Here is a 25,452-nt window from a genome sequence, read left to right on the forward strand (position 1 = left end):
CATGACTGTGACTATTGGAACCAAATCAAATTGCAGTCATTGGAGTTGAAGAGTACCGTCGCGAAAGCACCGGAAGAACAGGCCACTAGATGCAAACCACCCTTCTTGTTGAAGATGCGGCGTTTTTCGAGAAGGCAATCGTCAAGAAACTGCATGAGGTCGGCCGCCACCAGATCATGGTCGCGCGGAGTTACGAGGAAGCCGAAAACTGCCTCAACCTGCCGATCGGTGAACCCGACCTTGCTCTTGTCGATCTGACCCTGCCGGACGCGCCGGACGGCGAAATCGTCGATCTGTGCGAGAAGTGGAATATTCCCACCATCGTTTTCACCAGCCGCTTCGACCCCAAAACCCGAAGCAAGTTTCTGGAAAAGGGCGTCATCGACTACGTCCTGAAGGATTCTCCCGGCAGCTTGAACTATGTCGCGGACCTGATCAGAAAGCTGGCCCAGAACCCCAAGATCGGCGTTCTGGTCCTGGACGATTCCGCGGTGGAGCGGGATGTGATCTCGAAGATCGTCGGCAAGCATCTTTACAAGATCTATCAGGCAGGCTCCACCGACGAGGCTCTTCAGACCTTGAAGGATCACAAGGACATCAAGCTTGTCCTGGCGGACTACTTCATGCCGGACAAGGATGGCTTTGCCTTTCTGAAGGCGGTGCGCAGGGTGCACGACCCGGAAAAGGTCGGCGTCATCGGCATGTCGTCCTATGCCAATCCGGACAACCGGGTCCGTTTCCTGAAATACGGTGCGGCGGATTTCGTCGACAAGAATTGCCCCCCGGAAGAACTGCTGCTGCGGGTGTCGCAGAACCTCGATTACATCTACAGGATCGAGGAACTCAACAACATGGCGATGCGGGACTCCCTCACCGGGCTCTACAACCGCCGCTATCTGCTGGAACAGGCCACCAAGGCAATCGCGACCTGGCCGGTTTCCGAAGGCCGCAAGCACTGGCTCGCACTGCTCGACCTCGATTCCTTCAAGGCAATCAACGATTCACTCGGGCATGATTTCGGCGATGCCGTACTGATCAGCTTCGCACGCCACATGATGAAGCTCGCCAAGGACGACGACATTGTCTCCCGGCTCGGCGGTGACGAATTCTGCATTGTCTTCCGCGACAAGGTAGAGAATGAGGTTGTCGAGGGCCTTCAAAACCTGCTGGACAATATTCTGGCATCGCCCGTCCGGCATGACGGTGAAGAGCATCTGATGAAAACCAGCGTCGGTGTTGCCCCACTCGAGAGCGGACGGTTCGGCGATGCCCTGAAGACCGCCGACCATAGGCTGTATGCCGCCAAGCGCAGCGGTCGCGGCCAGCTGATCGCCTCAGACTGACCTCACCTCCCACGTCAGCGAGAAAACCGCAGCGCGCCCTGCCGGCGGCAGGGCGCTGTCTCAGCGCCGGTAGCGACGCCAACTATCGTAGGAAAACACCACCAGCGCTGCCCAGATCATGCAGAAGGTCATCAGCCTGGTCTGATCGAGCGGTTCACCCCAGATGTAGATAGCCATCAGGAAGTGCATGGACGGTGCCATGTACTGCATCAATCCCAGCATGAAGAGTGGCAGGCGCCGGGCTGCGGAAGAAAAGCAGATCAGGGGCAAGGCCGTGACAATGCCCGTCCCAACGAGCGCGAGCAGAACCGGCGGATCGTTCAGCTCCAGTGCGTCGACGCCCCAACTCAGGCTCAGCAACATGTAGCCGGCGGCCAGCGGAAACAGTACGAGCGTTTCGACAAACAACCCCGGCGTTGCCTTCACGGGCGTAACCTTGCGCACATAGCCATACCCGGCAAAGGAAAACGCCAGCACCAGCGAGACCCATGGCAGCCCGCCGGCCAGGATTGCCTGCAGCACCACGGCAATAGCGGCAACACAAACGGCGATCCCCTGCCAGGTTGTCAGTTTTTCCCTCAGCACGAACAGGCCAACCAGAATGCTGACCAGCGGATTGATGAAATAGCCGAGCGAAATATCGAGCACATGATTGTTGGCAATGGCCCAGACGAAGGTCAGCCAGTTGACGGCAATGAAGCTGGCTGAGGCCGTCAGCCCCAGCAGCACCTTTGGCTGGCGCAAAACGTCGCGCACTTCCTGCCAGCGACCACGCAGATAGAGATACAGGCCGACAAACAGCACCGACCAGAGAATCCGGTGCGCCACCACCAGGTCCGCAGGCACGGTTTCCGTCAATTTGTAATAGGCCGGAAGGAAGCCCCACATGCCGTAAGCCGCCAGGCCAAACAGGAGGCCCTGGCGGAGTTCGGCGTTCGCTTCGGTGCTCGTCACCGTCTGCGACATGGCATTGCCTTTCTGGCGCTGGAAAGGCGCGTGAACCGTATCAGGCCACGTTTGCTTTCATCAGCGCAAATGTGATGGAGTCGACCAGGGCCTGGAAAGACGCGTCGACGATGTTGGAGGAAACCCCGATCGTAAACCAGCGCCGGTGCGTGGCAGTGTCCTGGCTCTCGATCAGTACGCGCGTGACAGCGCCGGTGCCACCATTGAGGATGCGGACCTTATAGTCAATGAGTTCCAGGCCGTCGATCGCCGACTGATATTTGCCCAGATCCTTTCGCAGCGCCATGTCGAGGGCGTTGACTGGTCCGTTGCCCTCGGCCACCGACATCCGGGTCTCGCCATCAACATCAACCTTGACCACGGCTTCCGACACGGTGACCAGATCCCCGATCGCGTTGAACCGCCGCTCCACCATCACGCGGAAGGAGTCGACCGCGAAGTAACGAGGCACCTCGCCGAGTTCCCGGCGGGCCAGCAGCTCGAAAGAGGCGTCGGCAGCTTCATAGGCATAGCCCTCGGCTTCGCGCTCCTTGACCTTCGCCAGCAGGAGGTCGAGCCGTGGATCGGCCTTGTCGACGTCGATGCCCACCCGGGCGAGCTCGCCGAGAAGATTGCTCTTGCCGGCCTGGTCGGACACCAGCACCCGGCGCTGGTTGCCGACGCTTTCCGGCGTGACATGTTCATAGGTCTGCGGATCCTTCAAGATCGCCGACGCATGAATGCCTGCCTTGGTGGCAAAGGCAGTCTCGCCGACATAGGGCGCCTGCCGGTCCGGCGACCGATTGAGGATTTCGTCGAATGCATGGGAAATCGCGGTGATCTCCCTGAGCTGCGCATCACTGACGCCGATCTCGAACCGGTCTGTAAAGGCCGGCTTGAGCTTGAGTGTCGGGATCAGGGTGATCAGGTTGGCGTTTCCGCAGCGCTCGCCCAGGCCATTCAATGTCCCCTGGATCTGCCGCACACCCGCATCCACCGCAGCCAGTGAGTTGGCCACCGCGTGTCCGGTGTCGTCATGCGTGTGGATGCCCAGATGCGTTCCGGGAACGACTTCCTGCACCTTGGTGACGATGTCGAAGATCTCGTCAGGCAACGTGCCGCCGTTGGTGTCGCACAGCACGATCCAGCGGGCACCGGCATGATAGGCGGTACGGGCGCAATCGAGTGCATATTCCGGATTGGCCTTGAAACCGTCGAAGAAATGCTCGCAATCGATCATCGCTTCCTTGCCGGCCGCGACCGCTGTGGTCACGGTTTCATAGATCGAATCGAGATTTTCCTCGTTACTGCAGCCTAGCGCGACCCGGACATGATAGTCCCACGCCTTGGCCACGAAACAACAGGCATCGGCGCTGGCGGACAGCACTTCCTGAAGTCCCGGATCGTTGGCGGCTGACCGCCCGGCGCGTTTGGTCATTCCGAAGGCGGTGAAGGTAGCCTTGCGCGTGCGCTTTTGACTGAAAAACTCGCTGTCTGTTGGGTTGGCTCCCGGATAGCCGCCCTCAATGTAATCGACGCCAAGACGCTCCAGCAGTTCGGCGACCACAACCTTCTCGTTGACGGAGAAGTCGACCCCGCTGGTCTGAGCGCCGTCGCGTAGCGTCGTATCGAAGAGAAAAAGCCGTTCCTTGGTCATATGCGTATCCTGAGCAGCGTCGAGGCTGTTTTTATTCGTTGTCGTTTGCCCCGGTGCGAACCGGCGGCCAGGTGTCCGTGTCGTGATCCGGGTGTTGGAACGAAACGAGCGATGCCAGAAAGGGCGCCGCCTCCATGTCGTCTTCGGTCACCCGTTCGGGAATTTGCGCCAAGCGGTCGGTGTAAGGCAGTTTCGCCTCGACACCGAACTGGATACTTGGCGAAATTTGCGAAGGATCATCGAACGTCCCGATAGCCAGGGCGATGCCGTCCGGCGCTTCGTAGGTGAGAGGCGTTCCGCACTCGGCGCAAAAGCCCCGGGACGCATGATTGGAACTTTGAAAGTGCTTCAGCGATCCGCGTGTCCAGACAAGTCTGGAAGCCTCCGGCACACTGACCAGTGGCGCGTAAAACCCGCCAAAAGCTTTCTGGCACATGCGGCAATGACAGATGGATGCCTCGCCCAGAGGCCCTTCGACCTTGAACCGCACGGCACCGCATTGGCAGCCGCCGGAATGGATCTCCGTCATGAGCTCCTCACCTCCCATTGATCCGTGTCATGGTCCGGATGCTGATTGTTGGTGGCCGTGACATCATCGATCCCGCCTGGCAGATCATCCCGGTTTGACTGCGTTTCGTTCAGTTCGAACAGATGCCCGTAAAACGGCACCCGTCCCTCAACACCGGACTGTTCGACCGGTGTGACCGCTGCAACATCGTCCAGGCTGCCATGGGTAAAGGCAATGTGTTCGTCGCCAATCGTCTCGAAGGCCAGCGGCGTGCCGCAAGTCCCGCAAAAACCCCGCCGGACAGGTTTGGAAGAGTGAAACCAGGACGGTTCACCGCGCGTCCATTCGAAATCCGCCTTCGCGGCGCCGATCAATGGCAGAAAGAAATTTCCGGATGCCTTCTGACACATGCGGCAATGACACAGATGCGGATAACCGACCTCTCCAGTCACCCGGTAACGCACCGCGCCGCACTGGCAACCGCCGCTCAGCTTTTGAACATTATCACCCATCAGAAATTCTCCCTGCCGTGTGATCGGAGAAAGCTGCTTCAGCACCGCCGCGCCGAGCCGCGGAAAAAAGCCTGGTAACTTGCGCCTTACTCTCCTTTTGCGAGGAAGATGTCCGCGCTAGCAGACAGAGGAGGGTATCCCGTTTTTCCGCCCGGCTCGGTCTCACCGCTTGACTTCCCAGGTTGTCACGCGGGCGCCGGTTTCTGAGTCTTTTGAATCCTTTAGAAGAATTCCCTGAGACGTCAGTTCATCGCGGATCGCGTCAGCTTCGGCCCAGTTCTTGGCATTGAGGGCCTCCAGGCGTTTTTCGATGGCTGCCAAAATGCCGGCCTCATCAACGCCAGACAAATCCGCCTTGACCGGATGAACGCCGAGGAGCGCGGCAGATGCCGAGTAAACATCCAGCTTGGCAGGGTCCTTGGAGGCCTCGACGGCGAGCGCGTGGAGCGCCTGAATGGCGCCTGCGGTGTTCAGGTCGTCCAAAAGGGCATCAAGCACCTCGGCGGCAGGAGCTGCATCCGTTTCGACCGGATCCGGCCAACGGGCGAGAAGGTTTTCCGCTTCTTCAAGCTTGCGTTTGGAGAAATCGATTGGCTCTCGATAGTTGGTCATCAACATGGCAAGGCGCAGCACTTCGCCCGGCCACATGCGGCCGCCGAAACTGTCCGTTTCCAGAAGCTCCTGAATGGTGAAGAAGTTGCCCTCGGACTTGGACATCTTCCGGCCTTCCACCTGCAGGAAGCCGTTGTGCATCCAGTAGTTGGCCATGACCTTGGTGCCATGAGCGCAGCGGGACTGGGCGATTTCGTTTTCGTGGTGCGGGAAGATAAGGTCCAACCCGCCGCCGTGAATGTCGAACACTTCACCCAGATGGTGCGCACTCATGACAGAGCATTCGATATGCCAGCCCGGGCGCCCCCTGCCCCACGGGCTGTCCCAACCGGGTTCTTCGTCGGAAGACAGTTTCCAGAGCACGAAGTCACCGGGGTTTTTCTTGTGTGCGTCAACCGCGATGCGCGCCCCGGCCAGTTGTTCGTCCAGTTTGCGTTTTGAAAGGCCGCCATAATCGGGCATGGACTGCGTGTCGAACAGCACCTCCCCGCCGGCCTGATAGGCATGACCCTTCTCGATCAGCGCCGCAATCATCTCGACCATCCCGCCGATATGCTGCGTCGCCCGCGGTTCGATGCTCGGCTCCAGCACCCCGAGAGACGTGATGTCCTTGTGGAACTGGTCCGCCGTCTTTTGCGTCACCCGGGCAATGGCTTCGTTGAGCGGCAAATCGGGAAAGTCGCGCAGGGCGCGCGCGTTGATCTTGTCGTCGACGTCAGTGATGTTGCGCGCATAGGTAACGTGCTCGGCACCATAGAGATGACGCAGAAGCCGGAAGAGCACGTCGAAGACAATGACCGGACGCGCGTTGCCGATATGGGCAAAATCATAGACGGTCGGTCCGCAGACATAGAGACGCACATTTCCGTCATCGATCGCCCGGAAGTCCTCCTTCTGGCGGGTCAATGTGTTGGTGAGCTTCAAGCCCTTGAAACTGCCGGATGTCTCTGTCTCAGCGGCGCTCATGTCAAACGGTCTCCTGGCCGGCTGGCCGGGCGGTCCGTCTCAAAGGAAATTTTGCCAAGAGGGAACGGCCACAGCCAGCGGTGTCGCTAGCTGCAAATAATGGTGATCGAAATGATGTTCCGTGTGGCCGTCATCATGGAGCGCTTTATGGACCGGAAAACAGAAGCCGGTCAAGGCTGCAGTTGCCGCCAAAACGCCAATTCCCTTGCCTCGTGGCCCAGGTGCGTCACCCGGACGGACAATTTGCGGAACCTCGCACCCTTTCCCCCGGTGCCCACGAATGTAATCGACTTTGAATTGGCGAAGAAACTAAACGGAGTTCAATTGCCGGCAAGATGCACTAGACTTTGCCCGTTGGGAATCAGAGGGGGTATTTCCGATGGGAATGATTTGCACGTGCCGTAATAAACATCTTGGTCTTGTTTTCGCCCTGGCGGCGTTTTTGTCCGGACCACTTGCGGCACCGTTTGCCCAGGCGCAAACCGCAGCACCGGCGACCAGCGAGACCCAGGTCGTCCCGCCGCCTGTCTTCAAGGAACCGCAGACGCCGGTCGCGAAGGCCCTCCAGGCGCAAATATCGTCGGATCTGCCCGACGGTCTGGCACTTTACTATGGCGAACGCGCATTCGCCCCAGTCTGGTTCAACGAAAACGGCCTGACGGAAAATGCACATCTTGTGATTGCCGCTATGGCAGCGGCGAACGACCACGCCCTCAATCCCAACAACTACGATCCACTGGGCTTCATCAAGCGCTCGGAAACCTCTCAGAGCGAGCAGGAATGGGCCCGGTTCGATCTGGATCTTTCCGTTCAGTTCCTGCGCTATGCGACCCACCTCTCCTCCGGTCGCGTCCAGCCGAACAAGGTCAACAAGGCCCTCAACGTGTTTCCGGACAAGCCTGATCCGAAAACCCTGTTTGAAAACGCGCAACAGGCGGTGGATTTCGGCGCCTTCCTGGAGAGCCTTGCACCTCAGACCGATAACTACGCCCGCCTGAAGCGGCGCCTTGCCCAATATCGGGAAAAGGCCGCAGCCGGCGGCTTCACCCCGGTTCCGGACGGTGAGGTCCTGAAACCGGGCATGAGCGACCCACGCCTGGACGTCCTGCGAACCAGGCTGATGGAAGAAGATATTACCGTAGCAGCGGACCATACAGGCGACGTCTATGACGGAGACCTGGTGGAAGCCGTCAAGGTGTTTCAGGAGTATCACGGCCTTGAAACCGATGGTGTCATCGGCAAGGCGACGATTGCCCAGCTCAACATTCCCATCCAGGAAAAACTCATCCAGATGGAACTGAACATGGAGCGGCGGCGCTGGATGCCGGACGATCCGGGGCAGTTCTACATCTTCGTCAATCTGGCCGACCAGAACCTGAAGGTGGTGCGGGACGGCAAGACCATTCACACGACACGGGTTGTCGTTGGCAAGCCCTACCATGCGACACCGGTCTTTTCCGACCGGCTGGAATATGTGGAAATCAATCCCTACTGGAACGTGCCCTACTCCATTGCCACCAAGGAATATCTGCCGAAACTCAAGCAGAACCCAACGGCGCTCAGCAGCAAAAGCATCCGGATCTTCCAGGAAGGCAATGAGGTGGCGCCGACACAGGTCGCCTGGAACAGCTATTCCGGCGGCAACTTCCCGTTCCGCCTGCGACAGGACCCGGGTAAGGATAATGCACTCGGGCGCATCAAGTTCATGTTCCCCAACCAGTTTAACATCTACATTCACGACACCCCGTCGAAGTCCCTCTTCTCCCGGGCAGAACGCGCTTTCAGTCACGGCTGTATCCGCGTTTCCGATCCTTTCGCCCTGGCGGACATTCTTCTGGTCGATTCCGATGCAACACCCGGCCGCTGGGAAGCCATCCGTGACAGTGGCGAGCGCACAGTCGTCAAACCCAAGGTCGAGATCGACGTACACCTCACCTATCTGACCGCCTGGATGAACAAGGACGGGTCGACACATTTCAGAAAAGACATATACGGCCGGGACAAGGTGCTTCTGGAAGCACTTCGCACGGCGATGACGCAGAACCTTTGAAGGATTAAAACACTGTTTTCATTGCTCTTTACTTCCGTTTAGATATCTGAACGGTAGCTGAATGCGGCACTCAGCATGGGTTCAAGCCGGCCCTTCTAATCTCCAGTCAATCGAAACGGATTGCCATCTGGAGTTACCCATGTTGAACCGCCTCTTCGTTCTCTTCTTCCTGGCCCTCATTCTGGGCGGCCCGTTCGCAGCCATCATCGCGATCACCGACGGCACCAAGGCTTTCGGCCAGGAAGCACAGCAAAAAGGCATGTGCCTGACCACCGGCACCGGCTGCGGCAACGGGAATATCATTGTCACGGTGGCCGGTCGGATATAAAAGCGCGCTGGCGAGCATTGCGGGGATCGGTGAACCATCCACGGGAAACAAGTGACCGCTCAAAGTTGATCCCCCTTGAAAAGAGTGGGTTTCTTGTCTGAGAACGTCACACACAGGAAGTTCCAGCCTCTTTGCTTGCAGTTTACTCCGATGTTTGGCAAGGTTGTCCCATGGACTACAAAGCACTTGAAGATAAAGCAGAATCTGCGGCGGAATTCTTGAAGATGATGGCGTCCGCGCCGCGATTGCTGTTGATGTGCCTGGTCCTCGACAACGAACGCAGTGTCGGCGAACTTGCGGAAAAGACCGGCATGCGCATGCCGACCGTTTCGCAGCAGCTCGCGCTTCTGCGTGCACAAGGCCTCGTCATGACCCGCCGCGAGGGCACGACCATCTATTACCGGCTCGCGAGTGAACCGGTGCGGGACATCATGTCCGTGCTTTACAAGAACTTTTGCGCGGATGCCGAACTGCCCGGCCCCAAGCAGCTGGAAGCGCTGGACGCGGACTGACCTGCCAGTTCAAATTTCCTTCAGCTCAAGCAACTCACGAACACTTTCCCGAAAACTGGCAGCCTGTTCGATCGTCCAGTCGCAGAACCGCCTTTGTTGAGGGCGCATCACGCGGCCGCTTAGCGACAGTAGCCGGTAACGATAACCCGTCTGAACATGTTTGGCGGGACCAAAGGGCATAATCAGTTGCCCTCCCACCAGTGCATCAAACGCTTCCGTGACACCGCACAAAACCAGCCCCTGCCCGGACAGAGCCGCTTGCATTCCTGAACTGATCCTTGAAAAGCGCACCCCCGAGACCTTCTTCTCCGTTGTGACCCCGTAGGCAACAGACCAGTCCTGCCAGCTTGCCCACTTGGGATCAGGGGTCCTGTTTTCCAGATGCACAAGGGGCACACCGGCAAGGCTCCTCAATTCTTCCGAAACGCCGAACCGGTCCGAGAAGTCCGGGGTACAGACCGGAACCACATAATCGCCGAACAGATCAATCGCATCCAGGCCGGACTCCGGAGGCGGACTGTAGCGAATGGCGAAATCGAAGCCCTCGGCAGCAAGATCGATCCGCTTGTTCGAAGCGTTGAGCCTGAGATCAACCGTCGGATAGAGACGATAGAAATCCGAAATGCGCCGTGTAAACCAGTTTTCCGCAAAGGATTCCGGAAGTGTTACAGAGACCTGGTTGGCTGTACGCTCGCGCCTCAGTTCCATCAGAACGTCGTCAATTACGGCAAAGCCGCCTGTCAGTCGGTCCTTGACGCGCAAAGCTTCGTCCGTCGGCCTGGCCCCTGTCGAACTTCGCAGGAACAGGGCCCTGTCAAGATAGGCCTCAAGCCCCCTGATCTGCTGCCCGACGGCAGCAGTTGTGACGCCAAGTTCCTCCGCGGCTGACCGGAAAGATCCTGTCCTCAGGACAGCCTCGAAGGCACGAAGTGCGTTCAGATGCGATACCCTCATGCGCCACCATTAAAGATTTTCTTTTCATGTCGCGAGACAAAATGAGCTGACCTTACCGAAAAACCCGGCGATCCTGTCCTCCGCAGACTTTTTGGCTTTGTGATGAGGGAAGAAAAAGTTTTTCCCAACGTTCCACGGAAGGACAAGCACGATGAAGAAATACGTCATAGAGCGCGACATTCCAGGTGCCGGCAGCATGAGCACACAGGAACTCGCGGCAGCCTCCCGGAAATCCAATGAAGCGCTTGCAGCAATGGCGCCGTCCATTCAGTGGCAGCATTCCTATGTTGCCGGGGACAAGACCTTCTGCATCTATCTGGCAGAGGACGAAACCATGATCCTCGAACATGCCCGTCGCAGCGGATTTCCGGCCAACTGCATCACCGAAGTGGCATGCGAAATCGATCCGACCACTGCAAACAACAAGGGGGCGTGACCATGCCCGCTCTCTACACCCTTTTCTGGGAACGCCTGTCCGGTGCCATCGCACCGCAAGTCATGCTTGAAGAACTGGGTGTCAGCCATCGCCTTGTCCACGTGGACATGGCAGCCGGCAATCACAGGCTGGAGGCCTACCGGTCGATAAACCCCGTCATGCGCGTTCCTGCACTCCGGTTGCCGAATGGCCAGGTCATTGGCGAAAGCTCCGCAATCATCCTTGTTCTCGGCGAAGCCCATGCCGGTTCCTCTCTGGTGCCAGCACCGGGCGATCCCGACCGGCCGGACTTTCTGTTCTGGCTGACGTCCATGGCCACGAACGGTTACCCGATTTTTTCGCGCGCCTGGCATCCGGAACAATTCACGACAGACGAGCAGGCCAACGAAAGTGTCCGGCGGCGCGCGGAAAGCCATCTGGCAGAGTTTTTCGCTGTTCTGGATGGTGCTATTGCGGGCAGTCCGTTTTTCCTGCCGCGTGGTTTCACCGCGCTGGACATCTATCTGACCATGTTGACCGAATGGTCTGCGGACCGTCAGGCCCTGTTTGAGGCCAACCCGCACATAGGTGACCTTTGCAGGGCCGTGCTGGACAGACCGGCCTACAGAAAGGTGTTGGAATTGCATGCTTCTCCAATAGCCGCATGACGCCCAAACAGCGAAATCCTGCCATTCATTCGCGCGGCTACCCTGCTTTCCGCCGCTCTGCTCAATCCTTGACGAAATCCCCGCAGCGCGGCGGTACCTGGTCGCCCCAGGGCATCAACGGCACGGTTGAGGTCGAGTTTTTCGGGCTGCCCTCGATCAGCTTGTCGGAATAGACCAGATAGACAAGAACGTTCCGCTTCGCGTCGCATCCGCGCACGATACGCATTTTCTTGAACATGAACGATCTGCGTTGGCGAAACATTTCCTCGCCCTGCTCAAAGTTCTCCTTGATCGTGACCGGGCCAACCTGGCGGCAGGCCAACGAGACATCGGAGACTTCTTCCGCAACACCAAGCCAGCCGGAAACACCACCCTTCTCCGGAACAGTAAAGTGGCAGGCGACACCGTCGACGATAGGGTCGTCGATCGCGTAGGTCGCCAGTTTGTGGTCCGGTGTCAGAAGCTTCCAGACAGTCGATTTCTTGAAGATCAGATCGGGCTCGTCCGCTGCAAGAGCAGTGCCCAACCCTTGCAGCAGCAACGATGCGCCAAGGGCAGCGGCGACCAGAAAACGCATTAGAAATCCTCCAGATTTTCAATCGACCAACATGTGGGGTTCACAGATACGCGATCAAGCGGCAGGCTCAAAACAAAGCGCGCGCCGATATGGCGCGCGCATGATGTCCTGGTGTCATCGAATATCCTGAAGCCCTAGCGGGCGTCTTCGAGAACCTTGTCTGCGGCTGCTTTTTCCGGCGTGTCAGGTGTGTCCGACTGCTCATCGTCATCGATGATGTCTTCAGCAGACAGATCCACTTCTTCACCGCCTTCCAGAAGCTCGTCTTCAGGGCCGAGCGCAAGCGAGGCTGCGAAATCGCTGTCCGACACAAGATCGGCTGCCTCTGCTTCGCCACTCGCTGCCGGCGCCTCTTTTGGCGACGTTTCAGTGGTTGCCACGACGTCCTCAGATTGCTCCTGAGCAGCTTCTGCAGCCGCGACGGTTGCCCCCAGCGCATCGTAAAGATCGGAGATCCGTTCCCGGGTCCACACCTGGGGCTGGTCAAGGCCAAGCGCCTCGTCATAGGCCCGGGCGACGCCAATGGGCAGATGGAACTCAAAGTCGGCCTTTGACCCGAAGCGGCCTGCCAATGCCTCACGAACAGCCTGGAAAGTATCCTTGAGGCCAAGGCTCTGCTCAACACACGCTGCCGCCGCATCCCGAAGGGTGACGACAAAATCGCGGGTGGTTTCGACAGCGGTCGCAACGGCCTGAGCGCCGACTGCGGACTTCCCGCGCCCCGGCATCAGCGCGGTGGGACGAAAGGCCGTGATGCGATCGAGCGCGCGCGGCCAGTCGGCCAGATGGGCGTCACCGCAATAGGGAACGGCCGCTTTCTGAACGAGGTCGCCTGCGAAAATCACACCGCTTTGCGGAACCCAGACCACAAGGTCGCCCATCGTGTGCGCCCGGCCCAGATGCATCAGCCGGACGTCGAGCCCACCGAGATCGATGGACATCGAAGACGCAATCGTCATGGACGGCGTGCTCACGCCTGCGTTTCCCGGCAGACCGGCGAACAAAGCCGTATCGCGCTCCCGCGCCACCCGGATTTCTTCAACACCGCGCATTTCCATCATGCGCTTGGTCAGATCGGAAGCAATCATCTCACCCGGCTCGAACGCCTGGGCGCCAAGTGTGTTGTCTGCATGGAAGTGTGTCAGAACGACTTGTTTGATCGGCTTGTCCGTAAGCTCTCGGACTTTCTGGAGAACCTTCTCCGCAAGGGCGGGAGTTGCCTGGCCATCGACAATCAAAACACCTTTTTCACCGATCACCACGCCCGTGTTGGAGCAGCCATCCGCGCTATAGGCATAACAGCCGCGTCCAAGCTCCTCGAACCGTTCGTTTTCACCCGGAACGGCTTCGGACCTGTTTGTCATCTCTACCATAACGGTCTCGCTTTCCTGCCAGCTGCCTGACTGCCTGTTTCGGCCTGCGCAAACTTTTCCGCGCTTTTTCCTGTTGACTGAAGCGTCTCAGTTTCGGTGTCTGATTCGCAATTTTTCACGTGCCAATTCCTTAACTATTCCTTCTTTATCAACAGATAGGTCAGCTCTTTCGCCCTATTTCGACTGGACCTGACAAAGCTCTCCGCCACGCTTGCTTTAAATCCTGTTACTTTTTCGTAGCTGGCCGAAGTGTGTTTCCCGGGATCTTCAATCGGATATACTTGCTAGTCACAGAAAATGGCCGGATAACGGCAATGTTCATCTGCCTGTGCGATCAGGCTTAACGATTCTCCAAGGCGTCGACTTATTCATGTCCGATCAGCAAGTGTCCAAATCCGCTGTCTCTCCGAAGAGCGTAGCTTCCAAACCTGTCCTGAAGCTGAGCTCGTTCCTGCCGTACAGGCTCAACCATCTGGCAGAGACGGTCAGCAGATCCTTTTCCCGGATCTATGCGGACACATATGGCATCGGCATTCCCGAATGGCGGGTGCTTGCGACCCTTGGCGAATTCAAGGCCATGACAGCCCGGGACATCAGCCAGGCAACGTCCATGCACAAGACCAAGGTCAGCCGGGCGGTCGCGGCACTGGAAAAGCGCGATCTTCTCGAGCGCGACAAGAACAGGGACGATCAGCGGGAACAGACCCTGAGGCTGTCCGCACAAGGCAACGCCATGTACGAAGAGATCGTTCCCAAGGCCCTTGCCTATTCCAAAAGCCTTGAGGACGCGCTGACAGAAGAACAGAAGACTGTGTTGAACGATGTTTTCGAACGTCTTCACCAGGCCGCCCTGTCCCGGGAAAACGGCTGAAACCCAAGAGAGATCGCCATTTCGTCATTAACCTAACGTGAGAGCTTTCGTTGCTATTGATAGGACCAGCAGCGATAGTGCCGGGATCGGTCGGAAGCCGATACGGCGTGGAAAAAGCGCTGTAGGGGTTGGGAAATGAGACGTTGCTGGTCTGCCAGGTCGAAGGTTTTGGCACGCGCTGTCGTTTTCAGCGCGGGACTGGTGTTGGGCGCGCACACGGCTGGCGCGGCCTCCTGTTCCAGCCTGAAAGCCGAGCTGCAACGGCTGGAATCGCGTTCCGGTGCACAGTCTCCCGCGGCCCAGAAATGGAGCACCGCGAAATCCCAACAACAAAAAGCCATCAACGCGGCAGAACGGGACGCCGGCTATTTCGGCTGTTCCTCAAACGCATCGCCCAAATGCAACGGTCTCAACGACAAGATCAAACGCATGAAGGCCAATCTCGCCGCCATTGAACGTCAACTGGCGAAATCCGGTGGCGGGTCATCGAAGAACGCAAAACGCGTGCGGCAGGTCAGGGCGACGCTCGCCAGACAGAAATGCGACGCGCCGCCCCGCGAAGCCCGGCACCAGAATGCCGACGGCCAGGACAAGCCGAAGTCCCTTCTGGCCCGCCTGTTCAATCCGCAACCACGTGTCGAACTTGCTTCCGTAAAAACGGGAGACCGGGAAATCGCTTCCGTGCGCCGACAGGCCCGTAGCGAAACCAAGCGTTATTCGCTGCCCTCCGGCGGCGCTTTCCGGACCGTTTGCGTCCGAACATGCGACGGCTATTTCTTCCCCGTGAGTTTTTCGACAGGCAAGAGCCAGTTTGCCAACGACGAGGCAAGGTGTTCGGAAATCTGTCCTGCTGCGGAAACCGAATTATACGTCTATCGCAATCCGGGTGGCGACCAGGCCCAGATGATGTCCCTTGCCGGCAATCTCTACTCCGAACAACCCTTTGCCTACCGTTACAAGAGTGAGTTCGTTGAAGGTTGCAGCTGCCGCGCGACCCGGCAATCGAAGGCACGGTCGGCGTGGACGGATCTCAGTGCCGGTTCTGGAAACAGGGTGTTCTTCACCGACATCAGTGCCGGGCTGCCCAGGCGGACACTTCAACCGAGCCGTGGTGGAACCTACGAGCACGAAGAGGACATTCCCTCGCCGCTCGCAAGAACACCTCTTACCAGAACGCAGCTGCCGCGGTTCGAGGATCCCGACACGTTGATGAACATGGAAAAGGGTTTCGACGTGGCGGCGCGGCTTGATCTCGCCACAGCACGTCTTGAGCACGGCGAGGACAAGGTTGCCTCGAGTTCCGGATTCAAGGACGGCTTTCCGGTCCTGTCGATCCATTCCCGCCAAGAAACGGATGACGAGGAACTTGCGGCCTTTTCACCGGTGTTCAAGGCCGATGACGACGGTTACGAGGAAGCTCCGGACCGGAAGCTCCCTGTCAGGGTAGTCGGTCCAGAATATTTTGTCGCCCAATAAGCGGCAGCAAGGCTTTCATGTCCGGACCGTGATCCATGCCTGTGAGCACCCGGCGCAGAGGCATGAACAGACCGCGGCCCTTGCGGCCGGTTTCTGCCTTCAGAGCGGACGTCCACTGCCCCCACGTTTCTTCGGTAACCTCGCCGTCAGGCAGAAAAGCCCTGGCTTCTGAAACGAAGTCCCGGTCTTCGTCCTCGATCCGGCTTTCGACCGGCCCAGTGACGACCTGCCAATAGGTGGCTGCATCGCCGACAGTCTCGCAATTACCCCTTACGGTCTCCCAGAAACCGGCGCTTGGCTGAATACCAAGCTCCGCGAGGCGTGCCTCGACAGCCTCGAAAGGCAGCTCGTGCACAAGACGGGCATTGAGGGACTTCAGTTCCTCCGGATCGAACTTCGCGGAAGATCGCGAGACGCTGGTGAGGTCGAATTTCTCGATCAGCGCCTCCATGGTCGGCACCGGCTCCACCGCCTGGCTGGTTCCGGTCAGAACGGCCAGGGAAGCGACCGCCATCGGCTCCAGCCCGGCCTCGCGCAGCGAGCCGATGGACAATGCTCCCTTGCGCTTGGACAGGCCCTCGCCATCGATTGTCGTCAGCAGGTTGTGATGGCCGAATACTGGCGGTTTCGCGCCCATCGCCTCGAAGATGGCAATCTGAACACCGGTGTTTGAGACGTGGTCTTCGCCTCGGATGATATGGGTCACATCCATGTCGATATCGTCAACAATGGAAGTGAAGGTATAGAGGTACGACCCATCCGCGCGGATCAGGACCGGATCCGACATGGAAGCCAGGTCGATTGTCTGGTCCCCCCGGCACAGATCCGACCAGGCGACATCGGTGCGTCTGGTTTCAAAGGGGTTGCCGTCATGGTTGGGCAGAACGAACCGCCAGTGCGGCTTGCGCCCATCTGCTTCAAAGGCGGCACGCTCTTCCGCTGTCTGTTTCAGGCCCGCCCGGTCATACACCGGCGGTCTGCCGAGTGCGCGCTGGCGCGACCGGCGCCGCTCCAGTTCGTCCGGGGTTTCGTAACACGGATAAAGCAGGCCCGCGTCTTTCAGCTTCTGGGCCGCCGCATCGTAGTTGGCGATCCGGTCCGACTGCCGCTCCGTCTGATCAGGATCTATCCCGAGCCAGCGCAGGTCGGCCTCGATGGAATCGACATATTCCTGCTTCGACCGGACGAGGTCCGTATCATCGAATCGCAGGATGAACCGGCCGCCCATCTTTTTGGCAAAAAGCCAGTTGTAGAGTGCGGGACGGATGTTGCCGATGTGGATGTGGCCGGTCGGCGACGGCGCGAAGCGTACAGTGACAGTCATGGCGATGAGTTAGCCGGGGTTGAACCGGACGGCAACCCCAAACTATCGGCGGTTACGAAGAATGTTCGCCAGATCGGTATGTCCGTGACACGAAGCCGAGAACACCGCAATAAACGAGACAGTAGAGCCCCATCACCATGACTTGCAGATCGAAGGAGACGCCCTTGTCGATCAGCCAGCCGACGATACCTGGCCCGGCGGCCGAGGCAAACACCATCACGGAAAAGGCGACGGACCGAATGGCGCCCATATGCCGGGTTCCGTAGACCTCCGGCCAGAGCGCACCGACCAGCGTGCTGTTGAAGCCGTTCGAGATGCCGACAAGCAGCATGAAGACGAAAGCGGCTGCCGGTGCGTGAAAATTGGCAAGTACGAAACAGGCAAGCGTCAGTGGAACGAGCGCAAAGGGCAGCAATTGTCGGGCGGAAAACCGGTCGATCAGCGGACCTATCACCAGCGAGGCACAGACCACGCCGGAGGCCATCAGCAGAAACGCACTCGCAAAGAGCTCCAGCGTCCAGCCTCTGAGTTCGACCAGATAAACCTGGTGGAAAAAGATCGCCGTGCCGATGAAGGCCGGTGCGTTGACACCGAAATTGACCAGCCAGAAGCGGACGTCGCGCAGAGCTTCTCCGCGGGTCCACTGACGGCCTTCCGGCTTGGCCGAGGCCGTTTCCAGCGCAGAGGGAATGCGGTCTTTCGCCAGCAGGGTCAACAGGACCGGCATGGCCAGAACAGCCAGAACGATTGCCGAAACCGTCCAGGCTCCCCGCCAGCCGAAGGCGTTGGCCAGGACAACGAAGCAAAGCGGAAACAAGGCTTCAGCCGTTGGAAAGCCGAGAACAGCGATCGACACCGCTCGCCCGCGTTGCGCCGTGAACCAGCGGCCGGCTGCCGTCACCGACGTGTGGGTCATCATCCCCTGGCCGCACAGTCGCAGGCCGTAAAAGGCAAGTCCGACCATCCAGACGGAAAACGTGTTGGCCATAGCAAGGCAGAACAGGGCCAGCCCTGTCATGACAACGGCTGCGATCTTCTGCACCGGGAAGTGATCGAGACTGCGGCCGACATAGGGCAAGGTCAACGCGCTGCCGAGCGTCGCGACCATGTAAAGAAGGCCGATATCGCCATGACTGAGGCCGAACTCGGCCCTGAGATCGCCTGCCGACAGCGAGATGAAAAACGTCTGCCCGAAGCCGGAAAAAACCGCCAGCAGATAACTGGCCGCGAGCCAGCGGGCGTTTTCACGCAGGAAGGAAAAATAGGGCATTGAGGCAAAAGCCTTTCAGAGGCAGGCAGTTAATAAAGCGATGAGCGGCAGCGGAGTTCGTCCTCACCCTGAGGAGGACCGTCAGGTCCGTCTCGTGGGATGGGCGGCAGTCGCTTGAGCAAGCAGCCCATCCCTCGAGACAGCGCTTGCGCGCTTCCTCTGGATTAGGGCCATTGTTCTTGCGACGCCCATTCAACGTAAGCGTTCAGTTTCTGCGAACCGTCCGTTGGGGGAAACGCCTATCAAGGCCACCTCAGGAACGGTCACGGAACCTGTTGGTGATGGGATACCGCCGATCCTTGCCGAAATTGCGCTCGGTGATCTTCACCCCCGGAGGTGCCTGCCGTCGTTTGTATTCGGCGATATAGAGAAGATGTTCGATCCGGTGAATAAGCGCCCTGTCATGGCCGCGTTTTTCAATGTCGCCCACCGACATCTCGTCTTCCACCAGACACTCCAGAATGTCGTCGAGAACATCGTAGGGCGGCAGGGAATCCTGATCGGTCTGATTTTCGCGCAGTTCGGCGGTCGGCACCTTTGTGATGATATTGGTCGGGATCACCTCGCCGCCCGGACCCAGCAGACCTTCCGGCTGGTTGGCGTTGCGCCACGCAGCCAGATGGTAGACCTGGGTCTTGTAGAGATCCTTGATCGGATTGTAACCGCCGTTCATATCGCCATAAAGCGTGGCATAGCCGACCGACATTTCCGACTTGTTGCCCGTGGTCATCACCATGCGGCCGAACTTGTTGGACACCGCCATCAGGATTACGCCGCGGGCGCGCGACTGAAGGTTTTCTTCCGTCGTATCTTCGTTCGTGCCGGCAAAAAGCTCGCTGAGCGCAGAGCGGAACCCTTCGACCGGTTCGGATATGGGAACGGTGTCGTAGCGAATACCGAGCGCCTTGGCGCAGGCGGCCGCATCGGCGATGCTTTCTTCCGAGGTATAGCGATACGGCAGCATGATCGCATGAACCTTGTCGGCCCCCAGCGCATCAACGGCCATGGCCGCGCAAATGGCGGAATCAATGCCACCGGACAACCCAAGCACCACCCCCGGAAAACCGTTCTTAGTGACGTAATCACCCAGCCCCAGAACGCAGGCCCGCCAATTGGCCTCGTCGATATCCGGAAGCTTCGCCACAGTGCCGTTCTCGCAGACCCAGGTCTCGTCCTCGCGCTTCCAGTCGCTGATGCCGAGCGCCGTTTCGAACTGGGGCATCTGGAAGGCAAGCGAGCGGTCCGCGTGGAGCGCGAATGATCCGCCATCAAAGACAAGCTCGTCCTGCCCACCCAGCTGGTTGCAGTAGACCAGCGGCAAGCCGGTCTGGACCACCCGCGAGACGACCACCTGCAGGCGATGTTCGGCCCTGTGTTCCCAGTAGGGAGAACCGTTTGGAACCAGAAGCAGCTCCGCACCGGTTTCCTCCAGACACTCGCAGACTTCGTCGTTCCAGATATCCTCGCAGATAGGCAGGCCTATGCGAACACCGCGGAAGTCGACGGGGCCGGGCAAGGGCCCTGCCGCAAAAACCCGCTTTTCATCGAAAACGCTATAGTTGGGCAGGTCGTATTTGTAGCGGACAGCTTTGATCTCGCCCTGGTCCAGCAGCAAGGCAGCGTTATAGACCTTGCCCTCTTCGCTCCGCCACGGAGACCCGAGGATGAGACCTGGGCCACCGTCGGCAGTTTCCCTGGCCAGCGCCTCGGCTGCTTCCATGCAGCGCCTGACGAAGGCCGGCTTCAACACGAGATCTTCCGGCAGATACCCTGCGAGCATCAATTCGGAGGTCAACACAAGGTCGGCGCCTTGAGAAGCGGCTTCCTGACGGGCCTTGCGAACCAGCTCGGCATTACCGGCCACATCGCCAACGGTCGGGTTTAGCTGCGCAACAGCCAGTCTGAAACGGTCTGAAATCATCGGAGAATTACCAGGAAGTGACATTGCTTTCTGGTGTAGCCGCTAGATCGGTGAACGTCCAATCGGAATTTACGCGCGTCCAAAAGTTGCTTTGCCAACCGCTACCCAAACGTCCAGCCGGATCAGGCTGCGCCCGGCAGCAGCTTCAGAGCAAGGCAAGACCGGCTAGCTCGGCCGAAGGTTCAGACGTTCCCATGGGCGAAATATCGGTGACCGCAAGTTTGCGCGATGGCTGCTGGTGCCCGGGGCCGAGAATGCCCTTCGAGCGGCCATACATGTCCTGCCGTTCAAGGATTTCACCGATGTGGCGATACAAAATGGCGGGAGCAATAGGTTTCGCAACAAAGCCGTGGATGCCGATCTCGATGCCTTCCAGGATCGTTGCGCGCTTGGCGTGGGCGGTCACGACCAGAACCGGCGTGGTGTTGATCACCAGATCCCTGTCGCTGCGCAAGATGCGAAGAAATTCGTTGCCACCAAACGGGTTCATAACCCAATCGCACAAGACGATGTCTGGCTTGCGGTCCACAACCAGTTCCAGGGCTTCTGCTCCGTCGCTGGCCTCATAGACCGAACGGATACCGAAACCGGCCAGGACTGACCGGATAATGGTGCGCATATGGGGATTGTCTTCCGCAATAAGGCAGGAAATCTTCGTCAGATCCCACTTCTCACGCAAAACTCGATCTCCCCTTTTCAGTTGTTTCCCTGACTAGAAGGTATGCGCGCCGAGCGTTAAGCGAGGCTTACCTGAAGGCATGTTCGCTTGGAAAATTTCCGGAAAAATGCAAAAGGGCGGCAAATGCCGCCCTTTCAGATAACGCAGCGTAAGAGATTGCTCCCTTACGCGCTCGCTGCCAGCGGCTCAACCTGCCGGCCGTCGCGTTCCTTCTTCAGATTTTCCGCGATCAGGAACGCCAGTTCCAGCGCCTGATCCGCATTGAGGCGCGGATCGCAATGGGTATGATACCGGTCGCCGAGCTGATCTTCGGTCAGTGCGCGGGCACCCCCCGTGCACTCGGTCACATTCCGGCCGGTCATTTCGATATGAACACCGCCGGCGTGTGTACCTTCGGCCCTATGAACGGCGAAGAAGGCTTCCACTTCTTTCAGGATCCTGTCGAATGGACGGGTCTTGTAGCCGCCTGCGGAAATCGTGTTGCCGTGCATCGGGTCGCAGGACCAGACAACCGTCTTGCCTTCCCGTTCGACAGCGCGAACGAGCTGCGGCAGATGGTCGAATACCTTGTCGGCACCGAAACGGGCGATCAGCGTCAACCTGCCCGGTTCGTTTTCCGGGTTCAGGATGTCGATCAGTTCCAGCAGGCCATCCGGCGAGAGCGACGGACCGCACTTGAGGCCAATCGGGTTCTTGATGCCGCGGAAAAACTCCACATGCGCGTGGTCCGGCTGACGGGTCCGGTCGCCGATCCAGATCATGTGGCCGGAGGTCGCGTACCAGTCACCCGATGTGGAATCGACGCGCGTCAGGGCTTCTTCATAGCCGAGAAGCAGAGCTTCGTGACTCGTGAAGAAATCGGTCGAGCGAAGTTGCGGCACGCTTTCGGCGTTGATGCCGCAGGCCTTCATGAAATTCAGGGATTCTGAAATCCGGTCAGCCAGTTCTTTGTATCGGTGACCCTGGGGGCTGTCGGAAATGAACCCGAGCATCCAGCGGTGAACCTGGTCAAGGTTCGCAAAACCACCCTGTGCAAAAGCCCGAAGAAGGTTCAGCGTTGCAGCGGACTGACGGTAGGACATCGCCATACGGCCCGGATCCGGGATACGGCTTTCCGGGGTGAAATTGATGTCGTTGATGATGTCGCCGCGGTAGCTCGGCAGTTCGACATCGCCCTTCTTCTCGAAATTGGAAGAACGAGGCTTGGCGAACTGACCGGCGATCCGGCCGACTTTCACAACCGGCTGGCTGGCGGCGTAGGTCAGCACGACCGCCATCTGCAGGAAGACACGGAAGAAGTCACGGATATGATCGGGATGGTGCTCGGCAAAGCTTTCCGCACAGTCACCGCCCTGAAGCAGAAAACCGTTGCCCTGCGCGACATTTGCCAGCTGGCTCTTCAGCGCACGTGCTTCACCTGCAAAAACCAGCGGCGGATAAGTCGACAGGCGCTGTTCAACATCCGCCAAAGCCTCTTGATCCGGGTATTCCGGCACCTGCAAGATCGGCTTCGATCTCCAGCTGTCCGGGCTCCACTTCTCCGCCATACTTCCTACTCCTCACTGGACCCGCAAGTTCGTTTCGAACCTACATCGCGCGGTCCGCGACATTTTCGTTCGTTTGCGCCCGCCTTATCAAGGCAAACGTGCGGCCTTATACACTTCATGCGCCCTCAAGGCCACAGGTCAATCCTCCAAATTATACCCTGTTTGCAGGATCATTTTCGCCGCATGTGCCGGGATGAGAAAACCGCACCTTTGAGGCGGATCATTGCCGGTACGGAAATTGGGCTCCATCGTCAGCAAAACCACACAGGACAGCCTCATGCCAACACCTCGTCTGGAGCACAGCCACAGGCCCGATGACATCGCGAACCGGCTCGCATCGGGTCCGGATGCAAGTTACCTCAGAGACTGGGTCTATGGCGGTATCGACGGCGCCGTGACCACATTTGCCATTGTCGCAGGCTCCGTCGGTGCGAACCTTTCCTCGACGGTTATTCTGATCCTGGGAGCCGCCAACCTGTTCGCAGACGGCTTTTCCATGGCGGCTGCCAACTACACCGGCTCCAAATCCGAAATCGAGGATTACGCACGCCTCAGGGCAGTGGAAGAAAAGCACATTGCGGTGACACCCGATGGCGAACGGGAGGAAATCCGGCAGATATTCCGTGCCAAAGGGTATCAGGGGGCTGATCTGGAAAGCCTGGTCGACCTGGTTTCGTCCAACAAATCCATCTGGATCGAAACCATGATGCAGGCCGAATACGGCTTGTCGGACACAGCCCGGTCTCCGCTCAAGGCAGCTCTCTACACCTTCGCGGCGTTTATTCTCTTCGGCTCGATCCCGCTGCTACCATTCGTCTTTCCGGTGTCCGCCAGTGCCGAAACAGCCACGGCTCTGACAGTTCTCGCCTTCTTTACCATCGGTTCGCTGAGGGCGCGCTGGTCGCAGCGGCATTGGATTTCCTGCGGACTGGAAACGACTGCCATTGGCACACTTGCCGCGGGCATTGCCTTTGCGGTCGGATATGGTCTCCAGGCTTTGATCGGCTGACGGCTTCAGGACCTCTAGACGATGGGCGGGAGAAAGCTTGCTCCAAAGGCCTTCAGCTTGGCGTCGATCAGATCCGCCAGCTCCGGTTCGAGCACGATCTTGCGCGGATATCTGGGCTCTGCCCGGTCCGGCAGAACAGGCACATGCCAGCCGTCGGTCGTCTCCAGGAAATGATCAATCCCCTCCTCACCCCAGAAACGGAAAAACCCGGCAAGGACGCAGTCGAGATAACTTTGAAGGATCGGATGCGTGTCCGCACCCCATCTGCAGTGTTCCGGTGCAGCGCGAAAAAGGAACAGTTCGCTGGGACCCGGCCGCATTTCCGCTTCACAGCGAAACGCACCGCCGACCGCTTCGACTTTCAGATACCGTTTTTCCCGAAGCTCAAGCTCAGCAAGGCGCGACTTGGGCTCACGCGCCATCACGCCCCTGATATGCGATCCGTCCTTCTCCCGGACTGTCAGCGCGCAGCGTCCCTGGCCGTCCGGCCCCTCCCCGCACACTCTCCATTCCCGCACCCACCCATGCAGGATGCCGGGGGTGACTTCAACGCCAGCCGGGATGGTGTCAATATTGACTAGGGATCCATAACCAAAATAAGTGATCGTCATCTGATGCTTGTCTAGTGCTTGTATGTTTGTTCTTACGCGTTTCCCGGGGGTGCCATGATCGTTCCGTCTCTTTCCCAGCAGGATGTCGACCTCTTGAGGGCCGATACTCCGGGTGTACGGCAGCTCATTCACTTTAACAATGCGGGAACAGGACTGGCTCCTACTCCGGTTCTGGAAGCAGTCAAGCAGCATCTCGACGATGAAGCCACCCTTGGCGGATATGAGGCAGCTGCGGCCGCCAAGACCGCCATGGATACGTTTTATACGTCTCTTGCGGCTTTGATCGGCAGCAAACCGCACGAAATCGCCTATGTCGAAAATGCCACCCGCGCCTGGGACATGGCTTTTTACGGCATCGACTTCCGCGAGGGCGACCGCGTCGTTACCGGCCGCGCCGAATATGTTTCCAACTATGTCGCCCTGCTGCAGATGAAACGCCACAAGGGTATCGAGATCGATATTGTGGAGGATGATGCTTGCGGGCAAATCGACCTGAAAGCGCTCAAGAACGCAATCGGTCCGAAGACGCGGCTGATCGCGCTCACCCACATCCCTACATTTTCCGGGCTGATCAATCCCGCTGAAGATGTCGGAGAGATCGCCCGCGAGGCGGGTGTGCTCTATCTGCTCGACGCCTGCCAGTCCGCGGGCCAGATTCCGCTGAACGTGACCGACATCGGTTGCCATATGCTATCGGGAACCGGGCGCAAATATCTGCGTGGTCCGCGCGGTACCGGCTTTCTCTATGTCAGCGACATGGTGCTCGACCAGGTGGAGCCGCCATTCGTTGATCTTCAGGCTGCGGAATGGATCGACGAGGACCATTATCAACTCGTCCCTCACGCCCGACGGTTTGAGACCTGGGAGCGCTACGTTGCCGGCCAGATCGGCCTGGGCGTCGCAGTGAGCTACGCTATCGGCTTCGGCATGGCGCGGATGGGCAACCGGATTTGCGGGCTCGGTGCGCAACTGAGGTCCGAGCTTTCCGCGCTTTCCGAGGTGACCCTGCACGACAAGGGCCAGCGCAAGGGAGGCATCGTCACGTTCACGTTTGCCGGCGAAAGACCGGAGCAGACCAAGCTGAGACTGGCGCAGGCGGGCATCAACGTTTCCGTGAGCCAAGCCAGTTCAGCGCGGATCGATTTGCCGCTGCGAGGGCTTGAGGGCGTGGTGCGCGCGTCCGTCCATGCATTCAATTGCGAAGATGAAATTGAACGCTTTGTTAAGTGTCTCCGTAATTTTCGCTAGGCTGGAGCCCTGAAAAGCCATTCTCCCACCCGGTGTTAAATTTCTTCGGCTAAACAGCTATCGCATCCGGGAAAGA

At 58.7% G+C, this 25,452-nt stretch carries 24 protein-coding genes; 10 read left to right on the forward strand and 14 right to left on the reverse strand.

What is annotated here, in order from left to right:
* Window positions 1-89 precede the first annotated feature (89 nt).
* Window positions 90-1,343 carry a GGDEF domain-containing response regulator gene (locus ACYQ54_RS23930; RefSeq protein WP_460086985.1) on the forward strand — a complete coding sequence of 418 codons (1,254 nt, stop codon included), beginning with the start codon at window positions 90-92 and terminating at the stop codon, window positions 1,341-1,343.
* Between the two features lie 60 nt (window positions 1,344-1,403).
* Here ACYQ54_RS23930 and rarD read toward each other — a convergent pair whose 3' ends face one another.
* The 5 genes from rarD to cysS form a co-directional block, all read right to left on the reverse strand.
* A complete protein-coding gene (rarD, locus tag ACYQ54_RS23935; RefSeq protein ID WP_460086986.1) occupies window positions 1,404-2,309 on the reverse strand; it encodes an EamA family transporter RarD in 906 nt (301 codons plus the stop codon).
* Window positions 2,310-2,349: 40 nt separating this feature from the next.
* Window positions 2,350-3,945, reverse strand: coding sequence for a citramalate synthase (gene cimA / locus ACYQ54_RS23940; RefSeq protein WP_460086988.1), 1,596 nt, complete (start codon window positions 3,943-3,945; stop codon window positions 2,350-2,352).
* Window positions 3,946-3,976: 31 nt separating this feature from the next.
* Window positions 3,977-4,474 carry a GFA family protein gene (locus ACYQ54_RS23945; RefSeq protein WP_460086989.1) on the reverse strand — a complete coding sequence of 166 codons (498 nt, stop codon included), beginning with the start codon at window positions 4,472-4,474 and terminating at the stop codon, window positions 3,977-3,979.
* Window positions 4,471-4,965, reverse strand: a complete 495-nt coding sequence (locus ACYQ54_RS23950; protein WP_460086990.1) for a GFA family protein — start codon at window positions 4,963-4,965, stop codon at window positions 4,471-4,473. The genes ACYQ54_RS23945 and ACYQ54_RS23950 overlap by 4 nt, the downstream gene beginning before the upstream one ends.
* A gap of 162 nt (window positions 4,966-5,127) precedes the next feature.
* Window positions 5,128-6,543: a cysteine--tRNA ligase gene (gene cysS / locus ACYQ54_RS23955; RefSeq protein ID WP_460086992.1), complete on the reverse strand. Its 1,416-nt coding sequence runs from the start codon at window positions 6,541-6,543 to the stop codon at window positions 5,128-5,130.
* A gap of 442 nt (window positions 6,544-6,985) precedes the next feature.
* Between cysS and ACYQ54_RS23960 the strand changes: the two genes are divergently transcribed.
* The 3 genes from ACYQ54_RS23960 to ACYQ54_RS23970 all read left to right on the forward strand — a co-directional run bounded on the left by ACYQ54_RS23960 (window position 6,986) and on the right by ACYQ54_RS23970 (window position 9,433).
* Entirely contained in the window at window positions 6,986-8,593 is a 1,608-nt protein-coding gene (locus ACYQ54_RS23960) for a L,D-transpeptidase family protein (RefSeq protein ID WP_460086994.1), read from the forward strand.
* A gap of 139 nt (window positions 8,594-8,732) precedes the next feature.
* Window positions 8,733-8,921 carry a sugar transporter gene (locus tag ACYQ54_RS23965; protein ID WP_460086995.1) on the forward strand — a complete coding sequence of 63 codons (189 nt, stop codon included), beginning with the start codon at window positions 8,733-8,735 and terminating at the stop codon, window positions 8,919-8,921.
* Window positions 8,922-9,091: 170 nt separating this feature from the next.
* Window positions 9,092-9,433 carry an ArsR/SmtB family transcription factor gene (locus ACYQ54_RS23970; RefSeq protein WP_460086997.1) on the forward strand — a complete coding sequence of 114 codons (342 nt, stop codon included), beginning with the start codon at window positions 9,092-9,094 and terminating at the stop codon, window positions 9,431-9,433.
* Window positions 9,434-9,442: 9 nt separating this feature from the next.
* On the opposite strand, the gene ACYQ54_RS23975 is transcribed toward ACYQ54_RS23970, so the two are convergent.
* Window positions 9,443-10,387 carry a LysR substrate-binding domain-containing protein gene (locus ACYQ54_RS23975; protein WP_460086998.1) on the reverse strand — a complete coding sequence of 315 codons (945 nt, stop codon included), beginning with the start codon at window positions 10,385-10,387 and terminating at the stop codon, window positions 9,443-9,445.
* Window positions 10,388-10,538: 151 nt separating this feature from the next.
* Here ACYQ54_RS23975 and ACYQ54_RS23980 point away from each other — a divergent pair, with 151 nt between their 5' ends.
* Both ACYQ54_RS23980 and ACYQ54_RS23985 read left to right on the forward strand, forming a co-directional pair.
* Window positions 10,539-10,823 (forward strand): DUF4242 domain-containing protein, encoded by a 285-nt coding sequence (locus ACYQ54_RS23980; protein WP_460087001.1) that lies wholly within the window; start codon window positions 10,539-10,541, stop codon window positions 10,821-10,823.
* Window positions 10,824-10,825: 2 nt separating this feature from the next.
* Window positions 10,826-11,470 carry a glutathione S-transferase family protein gene (locus tag ACYQ54_RS23985; protein ID WP_460087004.1) on the forward strand — a complete coding sequence of 215 codons (645 nt, stop codon included), beginning with the start codon at window positions 10,826-10,828 and terminating at the stop codon, window positions 11,468-11,470.
* A 61-nt stretch (window positions 11,471-11,531) separates the two neighbouring features.
* Here ACYQ54_RS23985 and ACYQ54_RS23990 read toward each other — a convergent pair whose 3' ends face one another.
* Complete coding sequence (locus ACYQ54_RS23990) at window positions 11,532-12,047, reverse strand: CreA family protein (protein WP_460087006.1); 516 nt, start codon at window positions 12,045-12,047, stop codon at window positions 11,532-11,534.
* Window positions 12,048-12,181: 134 nt separating this feature from the next.
* The gene (locus ACYQ54_RS23995; RefSeq protein WP_460087009.1) at window positions 12,182-13,420 is read right to left on the reverse strand and encodes an MBL fold metallo-hydrolase; all 1,239 of its coding nucleotides are present in this window, start codon (window positions 13,418-13,420) and stop codon (window positions 12,182-12,184) included.
* 370 nt (window positions 13,421-13,790) lie between these two features.
* Between ACYQ54_RS23995 and ACYQ54_RS24000 the strand changes: the two genes are divergently transcribed.
* Together ACYQ54_RS24000 and ACYQ54_RS24005 are read left to right on the forward strand one after the other, a co-directional pair.
* Window positions 13,791-14,291: a MarR family winged helix-turn-helix transcriptional regulator gene (locus ACYQ54_RS24000; RefSeq protein WP_460087012.1), complete on the forward strand. Its 501-nt coding sequence runs from the start codon at window positions 13,791-13,793 to the stop codon at window positions 14,289-14,291.
* Window positions 14,292-14,426: 135 nt separating this feature from the next.
* Entirely contained in the window at window positions 14,427-15,767 is a 1,341-nt protein-coding gene (locus tag ACYQ54_RS24005; protein WP_460087015.1) for a DUF2865 domain-containing protein, read from the forward strand.
* Here ACYQ54_RS24005 and gltX read toward each other — a convergent pair.
* The 5 genes from gltX to ACYQ54_RS24030 all read right to left on the reverse strand — a co-directional run bounded on the left by gltX (window position 15,730) and on the right by ACYQ54_RS24030 (window position 22,508).
* Window positions 15,730-17,091: a glutamate--tRNA ligase gene (gene gltX / locus ACYQ54_RS24010; RefSeq protein WP_460087018.1), complete on the reverse strand. Its 1,362-nt coding sequence runs from the start codon at window positions 17,089-17,091 to the stop codon at window positions 15,730-15,732. The two genes, ACYQ54_RS24005 and gltX, sit on opposite strands and share 38 nt — an antisense overlap.
* Before the next feature lie 52 nt (window positions 17,092-17,143).
* Window positions 17,144-18,361 carry an MFS transporter gene (locus ACYQ54_RS24015; RefSeq protein ID WP_460087021.1) on the reverse strand — a complete coding sequence of 406 codons (1,218 nt, stop codon included), beginning with the start codon at window positions 18,359-18,361 and terminating at the stop codon, window positions 17,144-17,146.
* Window positions 18,362-18,614: 253 nt separating this feature from the next.
* Window positions 18,615-20,282: an NAD+ synthase gene (locus ACYQ54_RS24020; RefSeq protein WP_460087023.1), complete on the reverse strand. Its 1,668-nt coding sequence runs from the start codon at window positions 20,280-20,282 to the stop codon at window positions 18,615-18,617.
* A gap of 145 nt (window positions 20,283-20,427) precedes the next feature.
* Window positions 20,428-20,961 (reverse strand): response regulator, encoded by a 534-nt coding sequence (locus ACYQ54_RS24025; RefSeq protein WP_460087025.1) that lies wholly within the window; start codon window positions 20,959-20,961, stop codon window positions 20,428-20,430.
* A 164-nt stretch (window positions 20,962-21,125) separates the two neighbouring features.
* Complete coding sequence (locus tag ACYQ54_RS24030; RefSeq protein ID WP_460087026.1) at window positions 21,126-22,508, reverse strand: class II 3-deoxy-7-phosphoheptulonate synthase; 1,383 nt, start codon at window positions 22,506-22,508, stop codon at window positions 21,126-21,128.
* Window positions 22,509-22,785: 277 nt separating this feature from the next.
* Here ACYQ54_RS24030 and ACYQ54_RS24035 point away from each other — a divergent pair, with 277 nt between their 5' ends.
* Entirely contained in the window at window positions 22,786-23,517 is a 732-nt protein-coding gene (locus ACYQ54_RS24035; RefSeq protein ID WP_460087029.1) for a VIT1/CCC1 transporter family protein, read from the forward strand.
* A gap of 14 nt (window positions 23,518-23,531) precedes the next feature.
* Here ACYQ54_RS24035 and ACYQ54_RS24040 read toward each other — a convergent pair whose 3' ends face one another.
* Window positions 23,532-24,128 (reverse strand): gamma-glutamylcyclotransferase family protein, encoded by a 597-nt coding sequence (locus tag ACYQ54_RS24040; protein WP_460087030.1) that lies wholly within the window; start codon window positions 24,126-24,128, stop codon window positions 23,532-23,534.
* Window positions 24,129-24,182: 54 nt separating this feature from the next.
* Between ACYQ54_RS24040 and ACYQ54_RS24045 the strand changes: the two genes are divergently transcribed.
* On the forward strand, window positions 24,183-25,376 hold the full coding sequence (locus tag ACYQ54_RS24045) for an aminotransferase class V-fold PLP-dependent enzyme (RefSeq protein ID WP_460087031.1): 1,194 nt from the start codon (window positions 24,183-24,185) through the stop codon (window positions 25,374-25,376).
* The last annotated feature ends 76 nt before the right edge of the window (window positions 25,377-25,452 follow it).

The sequence above is a fragment of the Roseibium sp. LAB1 genome (genome assembly GCF_054658235.1).